The 14,556-nt window shown below is 59.9% G+C and carries 15 protein-coding genes and 1 pseudogene; 4 read left to right on the top strand and 12 right to left on the bottom strand.

Translation table 11 applies throughout. The annotated features are described in order from the left end of the window. Positions 1-71: 71 nt before the first annotated feature. Positions 72-542 (top strand): thioesterase family protein, encoded by a 471-nt coding sequence (locus tag WF513_RS00990; RefSeq protein WP_339080882.1) that lies wholly within the window; start codon positions 72-74, stop codon positions 540-542. Between the two features lie 3 nt (positions 543-545). Here the strand turns inward: WF513_RS00990 and WF513_RS00985 are convergent, their stop codons facing one another. Beyond that, complete coding sequence (locus WF513_RS00985; protein WP_339080881.1) at positions 546-1,001, bottom strand: YaiI/YqxD family protein; 456 nt, start codon at positions 999-1,001, stop codon at positions 546-548. Between the two features lie 64 nt (positions 1,002-1,065). After that, positions 1,066-2,955, bottom strand: coding sequence for a cytochrome c/FTR1 family iron permease (locus WF513_RS00980; RefSeq protein WP_339080879.1), 1,890 nt, complete (start codon positions 2,953-2,955; stop codon positions 1,066-1,068). Positions 2,956-3,077: 122 nt separating this feature from the next. Here WF513_RS00980 and WF513_RS00975 point away from each other — a divergent pair, with 122 nt between their 5' ends. Then, positions 3,078-3,851 (top strand): SDR family NAD(P)-dependent oxidoreductase, encoded by a 774-nt coding sequence (locus tag WF513_RS00975; RefSeq protein WP_339080878.1) that lies wholly within the window; start codon positions 3,078-3,080, stop codon positions 3,849-3,851. A gap of 12 nt (positions 3,852-3,863) precedes the next feature. Here WF513_RS00975 and rhtB read toward each other — a convergent pair whose 3' ends face one another. The 3 genes from rhtB to WF513_RS00960 form a co-directional block, all read right to left on the bottom strand. Beyond that, on the bottom strand, positions 3,864-4,493 hold the full coding sequence (gene rhtB, locus WF513_RS00970; protein WP_339080877.1) for a homoserine/homoserine lactone efflux protein: 630 nt from the start codon (positions 4,491-4,493) through the stop codon (positions 3,864-3,866). 155 nt (positions 4,494-4,648) lie between these two features. Continuing rightward, a complete protein-coding gene (locus tag WF513_RS00965; RefSeq protein ID WP_339083673.1) occupies positions 4,649-5,203 on the bottom strand; it encodes a mechanosensitive ion channel family protein in 555 nt (184 codons plus the stop codon). A gap of 29 nt (positions 5,204-5,232) precedes the next feature. Beyond that, positions 5,233-7,143: an ATP-binding cassette domain-containing protein gene (locus WF513_RS00960; protein ID WP_339080876.1), complete on the bottom strand. Its 1,911-nt coding sequence runs from the start codon at positions 7,141-7,143 to the stop codon at positions 5,233-5,235. A 50-nt stretch (positions 7,144-7,193) separates the two neighbouring features. Between WF513_RS00960 and WF513_RS00955 the strand changes: the two genes are divergently transcribed. Continuing rightward, a complete protein-coding gene (locus tag WF513_RS00955) occupies positions 7,194-7,652 on the top strand; it encodes a TIGR02444 family protein (RefSeq protein WP_339080875.1) in 459 nt (152 codons plus the stop codon). A gap of 54 nt (positions 7,653-7,706) precedes the next feature. Here the strand turns inward: WF513_RS00955 and WF513_RS00950 are convergent. After that, positions 7,707-8,396: pseudogene (locus WF513_RS00950) on the bottom strand (AlgP family protein); the annotation flags it as partial. A gap of 113 nt (positions 8,397-8,509) precedes the next feature. Here WF513_RS00950 and WF513_RS00945 point away from each other — a divergent pair. After that, entirely contained in the window at positions 8,510-9,154 is a 645-nt protein-coding gene (locus WF513_RS00945) for an FKBP-type peptidyl-prolyl cis-trans isomerase (RefSeq protein ID WP_339080873.1), read from the top strand. Positions 9,155-9,159: 5 nt separating this feature from the next. Here WF513_RS00945 and rsd read toward each other — a convergent pair whose 3' ends face one another. From rsd to hemC, 6 genes are all read right to left on the bottom strand, one after another. After that, on the bottom strand, positions 9,160-9,627 hold the full coding sequence (rsd, locus tag WF513_RS00940; protein WP_339080872.1) for a sigma D regulator: 468 nt from the start codon (positions 9,625-9,627) through the stop codon (positions 9,160-9,162). A gap of 192 nt (positions 9,628-9,819) precedes the next feature. Next, complete coding sequence (locus WF513_RS00935; RefSeq protein ID WP_339080871.1) at positions 9,820-10,362, bottom strand: DUF3833 domain-containing protein; 543 nt, start codon at positions 10,360-10,362, stop codon at positions 9,820-9,822. Between the two features lie 24 nt (positions 10,363-10,386). Further along, positions 10,387-11,637 carry a heme biosynthesis HemY N-terminal domain-containing protein gene (locus WF513_RS00930; protein WP_339080870.1) on the bottom strand — a complete coding sequence of 417 codons (1,251 nt, stop codon included), beginning with the start codon at positions 11,635-11,637 and terminating at the stop codon, positions 10,387-10,389. Beyond that, positions 11,634-12,821: a uroporphyrinogen-III C-methyltransferase gene (locus tag WF513_RS00925; RefSeq protein ID WP_339080869.1), complete on the bottom strand. Its 1,188-nt coding sequence runs from the start codon at positions 12,819-12,821 to the stop codon at positions 11,634-11,636. Before WF513_RS00925 ends, WF513_RS00930 begins: the two co-directional genes overlap by 4 nt. Positions 12,822-12,837: 16 nt before the next feature. After that, on the bottom strand, positions 12,838-13,611 hold the full coding sequence (locus WF513_RS00920) for a uroporphyrinogen-III synthase (RefSeq protein ID WP_339080867.1): 774 nt from the start codon (positions 13,609-13,611) through the stop codon (positions 12,838-12,840). Further along, the gene (gene hemC, locus WF513_RS00915; protein WP_339080866.1) at positions 13,608-14,546 is read right to left on the bottom strand and encodes a hydroxymethylbilane synthase; all 939 of its coding nucleotides are present in this window, start codon (positions 14,544-14,546) and stop codon (positions 13,608-13,610) included. Before hemC ends, WF513_RS00920 begins: the two co-directional genes overlap by 4 nt. Between the last annotated feature and the right edge of the window lie 10 nt (positions 14,547-14,556).

Below are 14,556 nucleotides of genomic sequence, written 5' to 3'. Positions count from 1 at the left end.
CAGCCGCGCCACTGGTCAGGCCGGTCGCAATGCGGCAGGTTGAACACCCTTTCAATCAGGCATAACTCCTCATGAGCAAACCACCCTTCGAGCTCACCGACGAGTTACAGCAAGCGGTCAGCAGCTTCTTCCAGCGCATCCCCTTTAACCAGATGCTCGGCATTGAGCTGGATGAACTCAGCACCCAGCGCGTGACCATGCACCTGCCGATGAAACCCGAGCTGATTGGCAACTTTATGCATGGCATCTTGCATGGCGGGGTTATTTCTTCACTGCTGGATGTGGCTGGCGGGGCCATGGCGCTGATCGGCGCATTCGACAAGCATCAACATCTGTCCAGCACCGAGCGCATGGCGCGGCTGTCTAAACTCGGCACCATTGACCTGCGCGTCGACTACCTGCGCCCAGGGCGCGGTGAACGCTTTACTGCCAGCGCAGTCTTGCTACGCAGCGGCAATAAAGTTGCCGTAGTACGCAGTGAATTGCACAGCGATAACGGCACCCTAGTCGCGGTCGGCACCGGTACTTATCTGTGCGGTTAAGGCTCAGGCTTGACGTAGCAGGCGGGTGAGAATCCGATCCAGTGAATTGGCAAACGCCTGCTTGTCGCGCTCGGCGTAAGGCGGTTGACCGCCGCCGACTTGGCCCGACTCGCGCAGCTCGGTAAACAAGTTGCGCACCGCCAGCTTGTCGCCCATGTTGCGTTCATCAAACTCACGGCCACGCGGATCAAGCACGGCCACGCCTTTCTTGACCAAGCGATCCGCCAGCGGCACGTCGCTACAAATCACCAACTCCCCCGGCAACGCATGCTCCACCAAGTAATCATCGGCAGCATCCGGCCCGCTGGGCACCACAATCAGGCGTACACAACTGTAGGTCGGCTTAACTTGCGCCTGGCCGGCCACCAAAAGCACCTCGAAACGTCGCTTTAACGCGAATTTGACCACCTGTTCCTTGGCGGCTTTGGGGCAAGCATCGGCATCAATCCAAACTCGCATGGCGCAGCGTTCTCCGTGAGCGTCAAAGCCGGCATGGTAAGCCATACCGGCAACGCCCGGCCGCTTAACCAGCCAAACGCCGACGCCCGACCCTCCAACTGCGACCGTAAAGCACGATAATCGCCACCAACGCGGTTGCTTGAGCAGCAAGACCGTAAGCGTCCGCATGAATCCCCAGCCAGTCGAACTCAAAAAACGCCACCGGCTGCGTATTGAGTATTCCCGCCTCCTGCAGAGCCGCTATGCCGTGACCGGCAAACACCACCGAAAGCGCACAGAGCAACACTGCGTTAGCGCCGAAGAAGGTGGCCAAAGGCAGCGTGCGCGAGCCGCGCAAAATGACCCACGCCAGCCCAAGCAGCAGCACCAGAGCCGCCGCCGCCCCCGCCAGAACCATGCCGTGGCCATGCGGGCCGGCCTGCAGCCAGAGGGTTTCGTAGAACAGGATGACTTCGAACAGCTCGCGGTACACCGAGAAGAACGCCAATACGGCGAAGCCGAAACGGCCCCCGTCGCCAACCAAACTGCTCTTGATGTAGCCCTGCCACGCGGCGGCATGCCGGCGATCATGCATCCATACGCCCAGCCACAGCACCATCACGCTGGCGAACAATGCCGTAGCGCCCTCGAGCAACTCACGCTGAGCGCCGCTGACATCAATCAGGTACGCCGCCAACGCCCAAGTGGCAACGCCTGCCAGCAAGGCCAGGCCCCAACCGAGATGCACGCTGCGCACCGCTTGCTGCTGGCCGGTATTGCGTAAGAACGCAAGAATGGCCGCCAGCACCAAGATCGTTTCAAGGCCTTCGCGCAGCAAAATCAGCAGACTGGAGAAAAAACTTAACGAACTCGACAGGCTGTCACTGTCGAGCAACGCGGCAGAAGTCGCCAGTTCGGCCTTGGCCTGCTCCAAGCGCTGCGCCACTTGCGGCACTGATAACGCATCCTGCAAAGCCTGCCGGTAGGCCATCAGCGCCCGTTCGGTGGTTTTACGTTGCACGGGGTCGAGGTTGTTCAACGCCCCCTCAACCAGCTCAAAACCCTCTAAATAGGCCGCTACCGAGAGGTCGTAGGCCTGTTCATGCTCACCCTCACGGTAAGCACTCAGGCTGCGCTCAAGCATCGCCTGCGTATGCCCAATCAACTGCTGCGGGTCGCGTTGCTGCACCGGCGGTTGTGCACGCTGAGCGCGAAAGCGTGCAGCAGAAGTGTCGCCTTGGGTAGCCACGACCTCAGCCGGCGTCATACCGGCCAACGCTGCTAGGCCGAATGGTTCACCTGGCGCAACAGATGTGGCACTAAACCCGGCGATATAACTGGCCAAATCCCAGCGCTGACGCTCATCCAGTTGGTCGGCATAGCCAGCCATATCGGTGCCGTTGATGCCTAAGCCGATGGTGTTGTAGAGGTCGTACAGGCTGAGCCGATTGAGACGCGCTGCATCACGCAAATTCGACGGCGGCGGCTGCAAACCGATACCTGCCGGCCCATCGCCCGCACCGCTGACGCCATGGCAAACACTGCAATGCTGGGCAAACAGCGGCGCGCCACGGCTTGGATCGGGAGTCATAGCCGGGGCTTGGTTGACGTCATAAGCTGTGGCCAGAGTGGCCGCCAGCTGACGCGCTTGCTGGGTGACCTGAATACCTTCCACGCGCTGCTCGATGCCTTGGCGCAGGCTGACCAACCCCTGCTGCAACTCGGCCTGTTGACGATGCGCCGGCAGCGCAACCACCAACCCTTGCAGTACAGTGAGAAACTCCAGCTGCTCGCGGTATTCGTCGGGGTCGATAACCTGCCCATTGGCCACGGTGGCTGGGTAATCAGCGCCCAAGTAGCCCAGCAGGTGCAGGGCTTGCGCAGCGCCCTCAATGGGTTCGGCCATAACAACCAAGCTGCACAGCGCCAATACGGGCAGCAGCAGCCAACTGAAGTAACGTGATGTAGAAGTCATATAGGAGCAGATCCCAAATACGAATGAATGACGATTTCATTGTCATCCTCTCACTGATTTTCCTCAACCATTGATCAAGCAAAGCCCGCGACGGATCGTCGCAATGCTGCAGGAGTAACCTGATGAGTTTTTCGCAACGCCTTGAAGAACCTGCATATGCCGTGGTGTGCGGTGCGAGCCGAGGCATCGGCCTGGCACTCACCGCACAGTTGCTGGCCCGCGCAGACATCGCTGAGGTGTGGGCGATTGCCCGGCACGCCAGCCAAGCACCCGAGCTGCTGGCGTTGGCCGCACAACATGGCCAGCGCTTGCACTGCTTGGATGTGGATGTGTGCGATGAGCAGGCGCTGGCCGAGCTGGCCAGCCAGCTGCGCGCGGCGATCCCGCGCCTGCACCTGCTGTTGTGCACGGTCGGGGTGCTGCAACAGGGTGCAGCTAAGGCCGAGAAAGGCTTGGCCCAGCTCAACCTGCAGGGTTTGCTGGCAACCTTTCAGGTCAACAGTTTTGCGCCAATCCTGCTGCTTAAACACCTGCTGCCGCTGTTACGCGGTCAACACCCGTGCACGGTGGCGGCGTTATCGGCACGGGTTGGCTCAATCAGCGATAACCGCCTCGGCGGCTGGTACAGCTACCGCGCCAGTAAGGCAGCGCTCAACCAATTGCTGCATACCGCGAGCATCGAACTGAGCCGTCTCAACCCCAACAGTTGCGTGCTCAGCCTGCACCCCGGCACCACCGATACAGAGCTGTCGAAACCTTTCCAAGGCAATGTGCCGGCGGCCCAGTTGTTCAGCCCCGGCTATGCCGCCGAGTGCTTATTGGCGCAGGTTGAGCGACATGGTCCCGAGCAAACCGGCACGTTCTGGGGCTGGGATGGGCAGCCAATCCCTTGGTAGCGTGAGCGGCAACTAAATCGGCGCGCGGCGCACACTGGCCAACAACGCCGCAGCACCGATGAACAATGCACCGAAAGTACGGTTCATTATCCGTTGCTGCCGGTGCGAGCGCAGTGCGCCAAGCACGCGCGACGCCAAGCCGGTGTAGCCGGCCATGACGATCAGGTCGACGCTGATCATGGTCACGCCCATCACCACATACTGCATCAGCAGCGGCGCCTGGGGATTGAGAAACTGTGGCAGCACCGCGAGCATAAAGACAATCGCCTTCGGGTTACTGAAGTTGACCAGGAAACCGCGCAGCACCAATGTCAACGGACGGCCGATAGGCCGTTCAGTTTGCGCCGTCATATCGCTGGGTAATGCCTGCCATTGGCGATAGCCGAGGTAGACCAAGTACAGCACGCCAAACCATTTGATCAGGCTAAAGGCCAGCTCCGAGGCGGCCAGAATCGCGCCGACGCCAGCCGCGACAATGACGATTTGCAAGGCTAAACCGAGCTGCAGGCCCAAGGCATTCCAATAACCGCGCAGAAAGCCGTACTGCAGCCCCGCCGACATCGAGGCTATCGCCCCAGCACCCGGGGATAGGCTGATGATCCAACAAGCGGCAAAGAATGCGAGCCAGGTTTCTGGTGCCATGGCATATACCTCAACAATTAATATAAAAAGGCCGCAGGGCAGTCACCGCGTATGGGTGAGGCATGCCTGCGGCTGAGTGGTTTAAGCCTGAGCACACCCTAGCACCCTGCTTACGTCTGCCTGCATCGAAGCGAGCAGACCGCCTGGGCCACCAATCAGTTATCGCGGGCTCGCTCAGGAGGTACATCGCCATTGCGCCAGCGGCGCACGGCTTTCTGAAAGAACAGGCTGTTAGGAATCTGCACCCACGCGCCGGGTGCATCGCCACTGAGGTCTTCAAGGGTGGTGTAAAACAGGTTAATCGCCACGACTCGCCCGCGCACGCCCGGCTTGTCAGCGCTCTCCAGCACTTCGACACAATCGCCGAGGCGAAACGGCCCCATGGCAAAAATCAGAAGCGCACAGAACATGTTGGACAACACGCTCCAGATCGCGAAAAAAGCGATCGCGGCCACGGCGGCAAACCCGGTGAGGGCTGTCCACAGCACTTGCGCGGAAACACCCAAGCGCTCCAGCACCAGCATAAAAGCGCTGCCCAAAATCAACCAACGCAGAGCGCCGCGCACTGGCATCAGTAACTCGGCAGGCAGCTGCGGGTAACGGTTACCGAGGCGGGTGATACTCCGGGTGAGAATGCGCTGAACCACCCAAGCCAGCAGCACAATCAGAACAATCTGACCGGTCCTCAGCAGCGGTTCGCGCCAAGCCATCAGCCATTCCAGCGTCGGCAAGGTGATGCTCAACTGGCAGCCTCCAGTTCAGCCTGCAAGGCTTCGAGGGTTTCCAGCGCAAGCATCCAGCGTTCTTCCAGATCGGCTTCACGAATTTTCAGCGCGGCCTGTTCAGCCAACGCCTCGCGCAGTTGGTCTTTCTGCGCGGCTTCGTAAATATCACTGCTGCCCAAGCGGGCTTCGACGGCAGCGAGTTTGCTATGCAACTGACCCAGTTCCTTCTCAAGCTTGTCGGCTTCGCGCTTGTGCGGGGCCAATTGCTGGCGCAGAGCGGCGGCGGCCTGACGCTGCACACGCTTGTCGGCTTTATCCGGGTTGCTTTCGCCACCACTGGTGGGCGCTTGCCGCGTGCGGTAATCCACCAGCCAGCGGGCGTAGTCTTCCAGATCACCGTCGAAGGGCTGAACCTGGCCATCCGCCACCAACAAAAACTCATCAGTCGTGCTTTTTAGCAGGTGACGGTCGTGAGACACCACCACCACAGCGCCGCTGAACTCCTGCAGAGCCATGGTCAGCGCCAGGCGCATTTCCAAGTCGAGGTGGTTGGTCGGCTCATCGAGCAGCAGCAAGTTAGGTTTACCCCAAGCGATCAAGGCCAGGGCCAGCCGGGCTTTCTCACCACCGGAGAAATTCAGCACGGGCTCATCACAACGCGGCCCGCGGAAGTCGAACCCACCGAGAAAGTCGCGCAGGGTCTGCTCACGCTCGCCCGGCGCTAAGCGCTGGAAGTGCAGCAGCGGGCTGGCCTTGTCATCCAGGGCGTCGAGCTGATGCTGAGCAAAATAGCCCACCACCAGGTTCTCGCCGCGCTGCAAACGGCCGCTGATCGGCTGTAAATCATTCGACAAATTTTTGATCAGCGTCGATTTGCCCGCGCCATTCGGCCCAAGCAACCCAATACGCGCGCCGGGGGCTAAATTGAGTTTGACCTTCTCCAGCACCACTTTTTCACCATAACCCAAACGACCTTCGCTCAGGTCCAGCAGTGGACTGGAGATTTTGTCGGCTTCGCGGAAGCTAAAATCGAAGGGCGAGTCGACATGCGCAGCGGACAGCTCTTCCATGCGTTCCAGCGCCTTGATCCGGCTCTGCGCCTGACGGGCTTTGGTGGCTTGAGCCTTGAAGCGGGCAATGTATTTTTCCATGTGCGCACGCTGCACTTGCTGCTTTTCATACGCCTGTTGTTGCTGCGCCAGTCGTTCGGCACGGGTGCGCTCAAAGGCCGAATAGCCGCCGCGATACAGGGTCAGCTTCTGCTGATCAAGGTGAGCCACGTGGTCGACCACCGCATCGAGGAAATCGCGGTCATGGGAAATCAGCAGCAACGTACCGGGGTAGTTCTTCAACCAGGTTTCCAGCCAGAGGATGGCATCCAAGTCGAGGTGGTTGGTTGGCTCATCAAGCAGCAGCAAGTCGGAGGGGCACATCAGCGCCTGCGCCAGGTTCAAGCGCATGCGCCAGCCCCCGGAAAAGTCGCCGACGCGGCGGTCCATCTGCGCACTGTCAAAGCCTAGGCCGGCGAGCAGCTTGCGCGCACGGGCGTCAGCACTGTAACCGTCGAGGGTATCGAGCTCGGTGTGCAAGCGCGCCACAGCTGATCCATCATGGGCAGCTTCGGCCACGGCCAAATCAGCCTGTACGCGGCGCAGTTGCAGGTCGCCATCGAGGACGTAGTCCACCGCCTGACGTTCAACTGCATCAATCTCTTGGCGCATGTGCGCCACACGCCAGTCGGCGGGGATCAGGCAATCACCCGCGTCCGCACTCAGCTCGCCACGAAACAGGGCAAACAGGCTGGATTTACCGGCACCATTGGCGCCGATGAGGCCGGCTTTATGGCCGGGGTGCAAGGTCATCTCAGCATCTTCTAGCAGACGCTGAGGACCACGCTGTAAAGTCAGGTTCAGAAGTCGGATCATAATGGCGGCGGAGTCTACCAGAGTCCCTTTAGAGAAACCCGGAATGCACCATGCCTACTGACTTGTGGCGATTCGCCGAAGCACTGTATCAAGACCCTGAGGTCGAGCAAGCCTGCCTGCAGCTGCAGACGCAAGGCGCTGACGTATGCCTACTGCTCTGCGCCGCTTGGCTGGAAACCCGGCAAGTCGCCTGCAACGATGACCGTATCACCGCCTTGCGCGACGTTACGCAATCGTGGCGACAGCAGGTGGTTGTGCCGCTGCGTCAATTACGCCAGAGCTGGCGTAATTCCGCGCAGAGTGATCAAGCGCTGGCAGCGCTGCGTGAACAGGTAAAGAAACTAGAACTTGAAGCTGAGCGGGAGCAACTGCAACGCCTGGCGAGGTGCACCCACAGCTGGCCTGACGGCGCAGCAAACGCCGCGTTGAATTGGCTGGAACGTTTAGCGCCTGAGCCAGGCTGCCGCGATGCACTGCATAGGCTGCGCATCGCGGCGACGACACCTTAGCGCTTAAGCCGCGCTAGTCGCGGTGCTGCTGTTGCTCACTTCGGCCACTGCCGGCTTGGCAACAACCGGCTTGGCTGCTGTCGCGTTAGCAGTAGGCTTAGCAGCCGCTTTTTTCACCACTGGTTTCGTTGCAGGTTTTGCTGCGGCCTTGTTCGCAGCAGGCGTGGCTGGCTTGCTCGCAGCAGGTTTGGCGCTGCTGGCTGCACCGGTCTTCTTCGGCGCAGGCTTTGCGGGTGCTTTGGCGGTTGGTGCTGCAGGCTTTGTAGCGGGTTTAGCCGGTGCCTTAGCAGCGACAGGCTTGGTCGCAGGCTTGACTGCAGTGGCCTTGGCTGAGCGGGTATCCAGCACTTTACTCACGGCGTCTTTGACTTTGCCGACACCCTGGGCCAGTTTCAGGCTTTCCTGTGCATCGCGCTTGAGCCCGGCAATATACGTGCGCGTCTCGCTCTGACGGTCCTTCAAGGTATCAAGTAGATGCTCCAACTCAGCCGCGGCTTCTTTAGCTTTGGCCTGGGCCTTGGCTTTGCCGGCAACGGCGGCATCTTCAATTTTGCTGCGCATCTTATGCAGTTTTTCTTGGGTCTTGCCACGTTGCTTTTCCAACTTGGCGAGCAGTGTTTCAGCATCCACCAACGCACGCGTGCAGGCATCTTCAAGATGCTCAAGCAGGCTGCTGGAAAGCTGCTGCAACAGGTGCAACGGCGTACTCACGGATTTCTTCTTTAGATTCTTTTTAGCTGACATGACGCGCCTCCTTACGAGTGAAGATGGCGCCATACTAGACCCCCTGCTACTCGCCTTGCCACCTTGCCGCACACGGCTGGCATAATCGGTGCTCTTTCGGCCGGAGAACATCCATGTCACGTCTCACCTTGCTGCTCCTTTGCCTGCTTATCCCCTTCGCTCAAGCCGATAATCACGCGCACGATCTGGCCTACAGCCTGGGGGTAAAACTGGGTGAGCGGCTGCGTGATGAAGTGCCTGATTTGGAGTTGCAAGCCCTGCTCGATGGCCTGCGCCAGGCTTATCGTGATGAACCCCTGGCCCTGGATGGCAAACGAATTGAACGTTTGTTGGCCGAGCACGAAGCGCGGCTGGATGAAGCACCCAAGCGCCTTGAAAAAGCTAAGTTAGCGGAGCAGGATTTTCTGGCCACGGAAAAAGCCAAAGCCGGCGTGCGCGTACTGAAAAATGGCGTGCTGGTGCAGGAACTGCGGCCCGGTAACGGCCGTAAACCTGGCGCTACAGACCGCATACAGGTGCGTTACGTAGGCTATCTGGCTGATGGTAGTCAGTTTGATGAAAGTCAGACGCCACAGTGGTTTCGCTTAGACAGCGTGATCGCCGGCTGGCGCAGTGCACTGCAAGAAATGCCGGTGGGCGCGCAGTGGCGCTTGGTGATTCCATCGGCTCAAGCCTATGGCGAAGAAGGCGCAGGGGACTTGATTGCGCCTTACTCGCCGCTGGTGTTCGAGCTGGAGTTGCTCGACACCAACGCGTAAACATCTCAGGCGGAGGGGACTGCTTGCTCTTGATGGGCGTTGTGCAACACTTCAATCAGGCAGTCTTCGAGCTCGAAGCGCTCATGCAGCAACTGACCCAAGTGTTTTACGTCATCAAGTAACGATGCTGAATCGTTGCAGTCGCCAGTGTCGCAGCGGTCGTTAAATGCCAATGCAACTTCCGTGATCGCGTCAATACGCGGGTAGATTTGCTTGGCTAACTCAAGACCACGCTCATCACCAAATGCCTTGGCTTCGCTGGTCAATTGCTCGTAGACCTCGAAGTGGCCAGCCGACACGTAGTCGACAAGGATTTCGCAAAACTGCTGCAGGGCATCTGCGCTGGGCGATGCTGCTGAGCCATTGATAGCGACATAAGCCTGCACCAGCTGGTTGCGCTCTTGCAGCCAACGGTCAATCAGCAGGTGGACCCCACCCCAACGTTCTTGGGCGTTCTGACAACTCTCAAGCATGATGACCTCTACTTCCCTATTGCTATTAGTGTTATTCGCCTGCACTGAGACAGTTTTTTGTCAGTTCATGCAAGGTCTGGGAAGACAGCCGTGAAACGGCAACTTTCCGGCGTACCGAAGCAGACTATTACCGCCGGCCTAAGCCTTCAAGGCAGCGGCGGAGTTACTTTCATACAAGCGTTTAACCGGTAATTATTCAGTAGCATCAACGGCAGTAGGCTTGTAGAAGCTCAAGGTGACCTGGCCAAGATCAATGCCCCACTTAGACATTTGCGCACGATTGAGCATGACTTGCCCATCCATCAAGAACATCCAGTCATCAAAATCAACCACATAGGTTGAGTCATCGACCTTCAAGCGCAACTTGTAACGCCAGTTCAGCGCGTTACCGGCGACATGACCGATAGCCTCACCGACGACATCATCGGCGGTGCCACGCCAACTACCATCAGCCTGTTTTATAAGAGTCCAGACACGACGCTCAGTGGTTCCATCACTGTAGGTGAAGCGCTCATCGAGCACGCCAACGTCGCCATCCCATGTGCCCGTCATGGTCACATGGAAACGCTTAACCACCTCCCCGGAACGGTTTTGGAACATGCCCCACGCTTGCATCTCGCCATTGAAGTAATCACTCAACTCCAAGCGCGGCTGCTCGCGGACATAATCATCAACCTTCGGGCCAGCGCAGCCGGCCAACAACGCCACCAGACAAAAAACCCATAACGCTCGCATAAACACCCCCGATAAGCAGTTAGATCAGATCGCCGCTGGCAAACCCTGTGTACACAGCCGTGGATCAAGCAGGCGCAGGCTTTCCTGATACAGGCTGTTACTGCGTTCTAGATCACCCAGTTGTACCAGCAGATGCGCCAGTTCAGTGCAGGTTTCAGGATGACGCTGGAAGGTCAGGCTGCTTTCTAAGTAACTTTGAGCCTTGCCCCACAGCTGGCTGTGCACGCACAGGCGCCCCAGCGTCAGCAGTAAGCCGGCGTCTTCTGGGTGCTGTTTCAGCCAGCCCTCGGCAGTTTGCAACTGGCGACCTAGATCACGCCCACGCAGCAAACCGTAGAGGCGCACCAGGGCGGTGTCGTAATGCTGTTTAAGGAAGTGCCGCAGCAGCTCTTCCGCCTCAGCCTCGGCACCCAGTAGACGCAGTTGCTCGGCATACACCGTAACCAAGACGGGTTCCTTATGCTGCGCAGCTGACATGGCCTGCCATGCCTGCTGCAATGAAGCCAGCGCTGGGACGGTATCGCTGCCCACCGGCTGCCCAGCCTGGAGCAAACGCCCTCGCCAAGCCTGACGCTCTAACTCGCTCAGCTCGGCATCACCCAGGGCTTTTTCTTTGCGCAGGTCAGGCAGCAAGCCGAGCAATGCCGACCAGTCGCTAGACTGCAGGTAAAGCTGCTGCAACTGGCGCAGCACCAAATGATGGTGCGGGTGACGCGAGCGCATGGCTTGCAGGGTGTCCAGTGCGTGTGCCGTCTGACCACGGGCCAGTTGCAGTTCGGCATGTAACAAAGCAATGGCCAGTTCCGCTTGCGGCTGACGATTAAGGGCCTGCTCAAGCAGGTCATCGCTGACGTCATATTGGCCCAAGTGATGCGCTGCGCGGGCCGCACCCAAGTAATAGCTCAACGGTTGCGGTGAACGAGTGGCTGCCTGCTGCAGATGACGCAAGGCTCGCGCCCAGCGACCTTCGGCCAGCTCAAGAAAGCCCTGCTCGGAGGCCGTGCGAACACGTCGGCGCTTGTGCAAGCGTGACCATGGATTTATCAGCCCCGCAGACGTCACCAGTAACCGCAGGCTCAACCGCAGCAGGTAAACCAGCAGCCAGAGCGCCAACACCACCACGACAAAGGCCCATAGGCTAGATTCGTAACGAAAACCCTGGAAGGCAATCAGCACATAGCCCTTGTGCTCAGCCAGCGGCGAGCCAAACAGCAGCACGCTGGCGACGCCGGCAACCACCGCCAAGATCAGCAGCAACCAATAGAGACGCTTCATTGCGGCGCCTCCTGCAATGAAGCCTCGATATCATCCGCTGGCGCAGCAGCAGGCTCAACGTCGCTTTGCTGCTGATTGCGCGCGGTTTGTTTGGCTTGGATATAAGCCTGCACAGCATTCAACGTCGGGCTGAGGTCGGGTGGCGTCACCGCAATCGGCTGCTCGGTCAGCTCATCAATGCGCGCGCGCAGGGCACGGCTGTTCGGGTTATCCGCATTGAAGTGCGCATCCAGCACCTCGCGGGCCTGCTGCAACGCCTGCCGGTAGACGGCGCTGTCTCCGTGCAGTGCACCCCATTGCGCCTGCTCCAGCGCGAGACTAAGAGCCAGACGCACCTGGGCGAGACTCTGGCCAGCCAAGGTTGGGCGGATCGTGCGATCGGCGTTGAACTCGATGCGCAGATATTCCGACAAGGTCTGTACGCCACGCTGCCACCACGTCGGCTCGGCCGCGCCATCGGTAGCCGCCAGCTCGCTCAGCACGTCACCTTCGTTGCTAAACCGTGGGGCGAGAGCATTTAGCTGCGCCGCCTGCTCACGCAAAGCGCCGAGCTGCAGAAACAACCCAGTACGGTCCGGGTTGGCTGTCGAGCGAAGCGCTTGCAGACTCTTGGCCAACTGCTCACGAGCGCTGAAAGCGGCGGGATCATCCTGCTCATGGAGGATTTCATCGGCAGCCTGCACCAACGCGGTGGCGCTGTTGATATCTTGCAGGGCGGACAGACGCAGGCTAGCCAGACGCAACAGATGTTCGGCCTCGGCCAATCGCCAGTCCTGACGGCTGGCCCCGAGCACCGTTTCCAGACGCTGATTCAACAGTTGCTGGTCACCCTGCAGCTGCATCAACAGGCGACGGCGAGTGTCTAACTCTTCGATGCTGGGCAGCTGATCCAGTCGCGTATCCAGCGTTCGCCCCACTTGAGCCAAGCTCTGCGCCTCGCGTTGAGCATCCTGCAGCAGGCTCACCTGCTGTTGGCTGCGGTCGTCCAGCGCCTTTATCTGCCAAAGTCCCCAACCACCGGCGCCGGCTCCTGCCGCCGCCACCAATAACGCCAGCAGCGCCAAACCATTACCGCGTGCCGCCGACTTGCCTGCAGGGGCTGCAGGCTTCGTCGCAGCCGCGTCTAGCGGCGCTGGGCCGGGCTCTTGGGGGGCTTGCTCTTTCGGAGTAGTTGCTTCGCTCACGTATCCATCCTTTGCGTCAGAGGTCGGGGGTAGGTTGCGTTTGCAACGCTGCCAGCAACGCCGCAGCACTCGCGCCACGGCAATCCACAATACATTGCGCACCCGCCGCACGGGCCATGTCGGCTACTCGCGGGCTGGGTACAAACAAGGGTAGCAGGGCCAGTTGCGCCCAAGCGTCGGCGGCCAGTTGACGCAAATGCACAAAGCCCTGCCCACTGCTGACCACCAGCGCGTTCAAGCGTTCAGCTTGAACGCGCTCCGCCAATGCCGCTGCCGGGTATTGCGGCAGCACGCGCCGATACAATGGCAGATAGTCGACCTGCACGCCTTGACCGCGCAAGTGTTCAGCCAGTAACTCCCGGCCACCTTCACCACGCACAATCAACACCCGTGGGTTATCGGCCAGCGCCAATGCCTGTTGAAACGGCGGTAACCCAAGCAGCGCTTCGCTGTCATCGGCGTGTTCGGGATAATGCACTTGCAGGCCATACTCGCGAAGAATCTGCCCGGTGGCTGAACCCACGCTGAACCAGGGTTGCTCGGTAGGCATCGGCAGTTGATAGCGCTGCAATAACCCGAGGCTCAGGCGGGCAGCGGGTTTGCTCACCACGATCACCGCGCAGTAGCGGCTCAAGTCGTTAAGCGTGGCGCGTTGCTCAGCTCGCTCGCTTAGGGGCTCGATGGCCAGCAGCGGCAGGCTGCTGCTGTAAATGCCCTGCTGGGCCAAGGTTGCGGCGAGCGCGGCTGACTCTTGAGTCGGCCGCGTCAGCAGCAAACGCCAGCTGCTCACTCGGCGCCGGCCTCGCTGTAGACAGATTGCAGAATAGCGGCGGCGCCCTGAGCCAGCAGCGCTTCAGCCACTTGCACGCCCAGCTGCTCAGCATCTGCGCTGTTGGCCCGCTGTTCGGCGCGCAGCAGTTGTGAACCATCTGGCTGACCGACCAAGCCACGCAGCCATAGCTGCTCGCCTTCGAGCACGGCATAGCACGCAATCGGCACTTGGCAGCCGCCATTCAGGTGCTTATTCAGCGCGCGCTCAGCAGTCACCCGCAACGCAGTATCGTGGTGGTGCAAAGGCGCCAGCAGGGCATGAATCTGGCTGTCGACACTGCGGCACTCGATGCCCACGGCACCCTGGCCGCCAGCCGGCAAGCTGTCTTCGGCACTGATTGAGGTGCGGATGCGCTCGGCAAACCCGAGGCGGATTAAGCCGGCGGCTGCAAGGATAATCGCGTCGTAATCGCCGGCATCCAGCTTGGCCAAGCGGGTGTTGACGTTGCCACGCAGAAACTGGATTTTCAGATCCGGCCGACGCGCCAGCAATTGCGCCTGTCGGCGCAGGCTGGAGGTGCCAACCACGCTGCCGGCCGGCAATGCATCAAGGCTGGCATAGGTGTTGGAGACAAAGGCATCGCGTGGGTCTTCGCGCTCGCAGATGCAATACAGACCTAAGCCTTCGGGGAAGTCCATCGGCACATCCTTCATCGAATGCACGGCGATGTCGGCCTGATTCTCCAGCAGCGCAGTTTCCAGCTCTTTAACAAACAGGCCCTTGCCGCCAATTTTCGCCAGCGGTGCATCCAGCAGCTTATCGCCGCGACTGACCATCGGCACCAGGATGACGCTAAGGCCAGGATGCGCCTGCTCTAGACGCGCTTTAACGTGTTCGGCCTGCCACAGGGCCAAGGCACTTTTACGGGTGGCAATGCGGATTTCACGAGACATGGGCAATTCC

This window comes from Pseudomonas sp. TMP9 (assembly GCF_037943105.1).
Classification (GTDB): domain Bacteria; phylum Pseudomonadota; class Gammaproteobacteria; order Pseudomonadales; family Pseudomonadaceae; genus Aquipseudomonas.
Note: the sequence above shows the minus strand (reverse complement) of the source record. Positions and strands in the feature narration are given on the sequence as shown.

Excerpts from the sequence above, each read along its gene's own strand:
- WF513_RS00990 (WP_339080882.1), top strand. The coding sequence starts at position 72 with ATGAGCAAACCACCCTTCGAGCTCACCGACGAGTTACAGCAAGCGGTC.
- WF513_RS00985 (WP_339080881.1), bottom strand. The coding sequence starts at position 1,001 with ATGCGAGTTTGGATTGATGCCGATGCTTGCCCCAAAGCCGCCAAGGAA.
- WF513_RS00980 (WP_339080879.1), bottom strand. The coding sequence starts at position 2,955 with ATGACTTCTACATCACGTTACTTCAGTTGGCTGCTGCTGCCCGTATTG.
- WF513_RS00975 (WP_339080878.1), top strand. The coding sequence starts at position 3,078 with ATGAGTTTTTCGCAACGCCTTGAAGAACCTGCATATGCCGTGGTGTGC.
- rhtB (WP_339080877.1), bottom strand. The coding sequence starts at position 4,493 with ATGGCACCAGAAACCTGGCTCGCATTCTTTGCCGCTTGTTGGATCATC.
- WF513_RS00965 (WP_339083673.1), bottom strand. The coding sequence starts at position 5,203 with ATGGCTTGGCGCGAACCGCTGCTGAGGACCGGTCAGATTGTTCTGATT.
- WF513_RS00960 (WP_339080876.1), bottom strand. The coding sequence starts at position 7,143 with ATGATCCGACTTCTGAACCTGACTTTACAGCGTGGTCCTCAGCGTCTG.
- WF513_RS00955 (WP_339080875.1), top strand. The coding sequence starts at position 7,194 with ATGCCTACTGACTTGTGGCGATTCGCCGAAGCACTGTATCAAGACCCT.
- WF513_RS00945 (WP_339080873.1), top strand. The coding sequence starts at position 8,510 with ATGTCACGTCTCACCTTGCTGCTCCTTTGCCTGCTTATCCCCTTCGCT.
- rsd (WP_339080872.1), bottom strand. The coding sequence starts at position 9,627 with ATGCTTGAGAGTTGTCAGAACGCCCAAGAACGTTGGGGTGGGGTCCAC.
- WF513_RS00935 (WP_339080871.1), bottom strand. The coding sequence starts at position 10,362 with ATGCGAGCGTTATGGGTTTTTTGTCTGGTGGCGTTGTTGGCCGGCTGC.
- WF513_RS00930 (WP_339080870.1), bottom strand. The coding sequence starts at position 11,637 with ATGAAGCGTCTCTATTGGTTGCTGCTGATCTTGGCGGTGGTTGCCGGC.
- hemC (WP_339080866.1), bottom strand. The coding sequence starts at position 14,546 with ATGTCTCGTGAAATCCGCATTGCCACCCGTAAAAGTGCCTTGGCCCTG.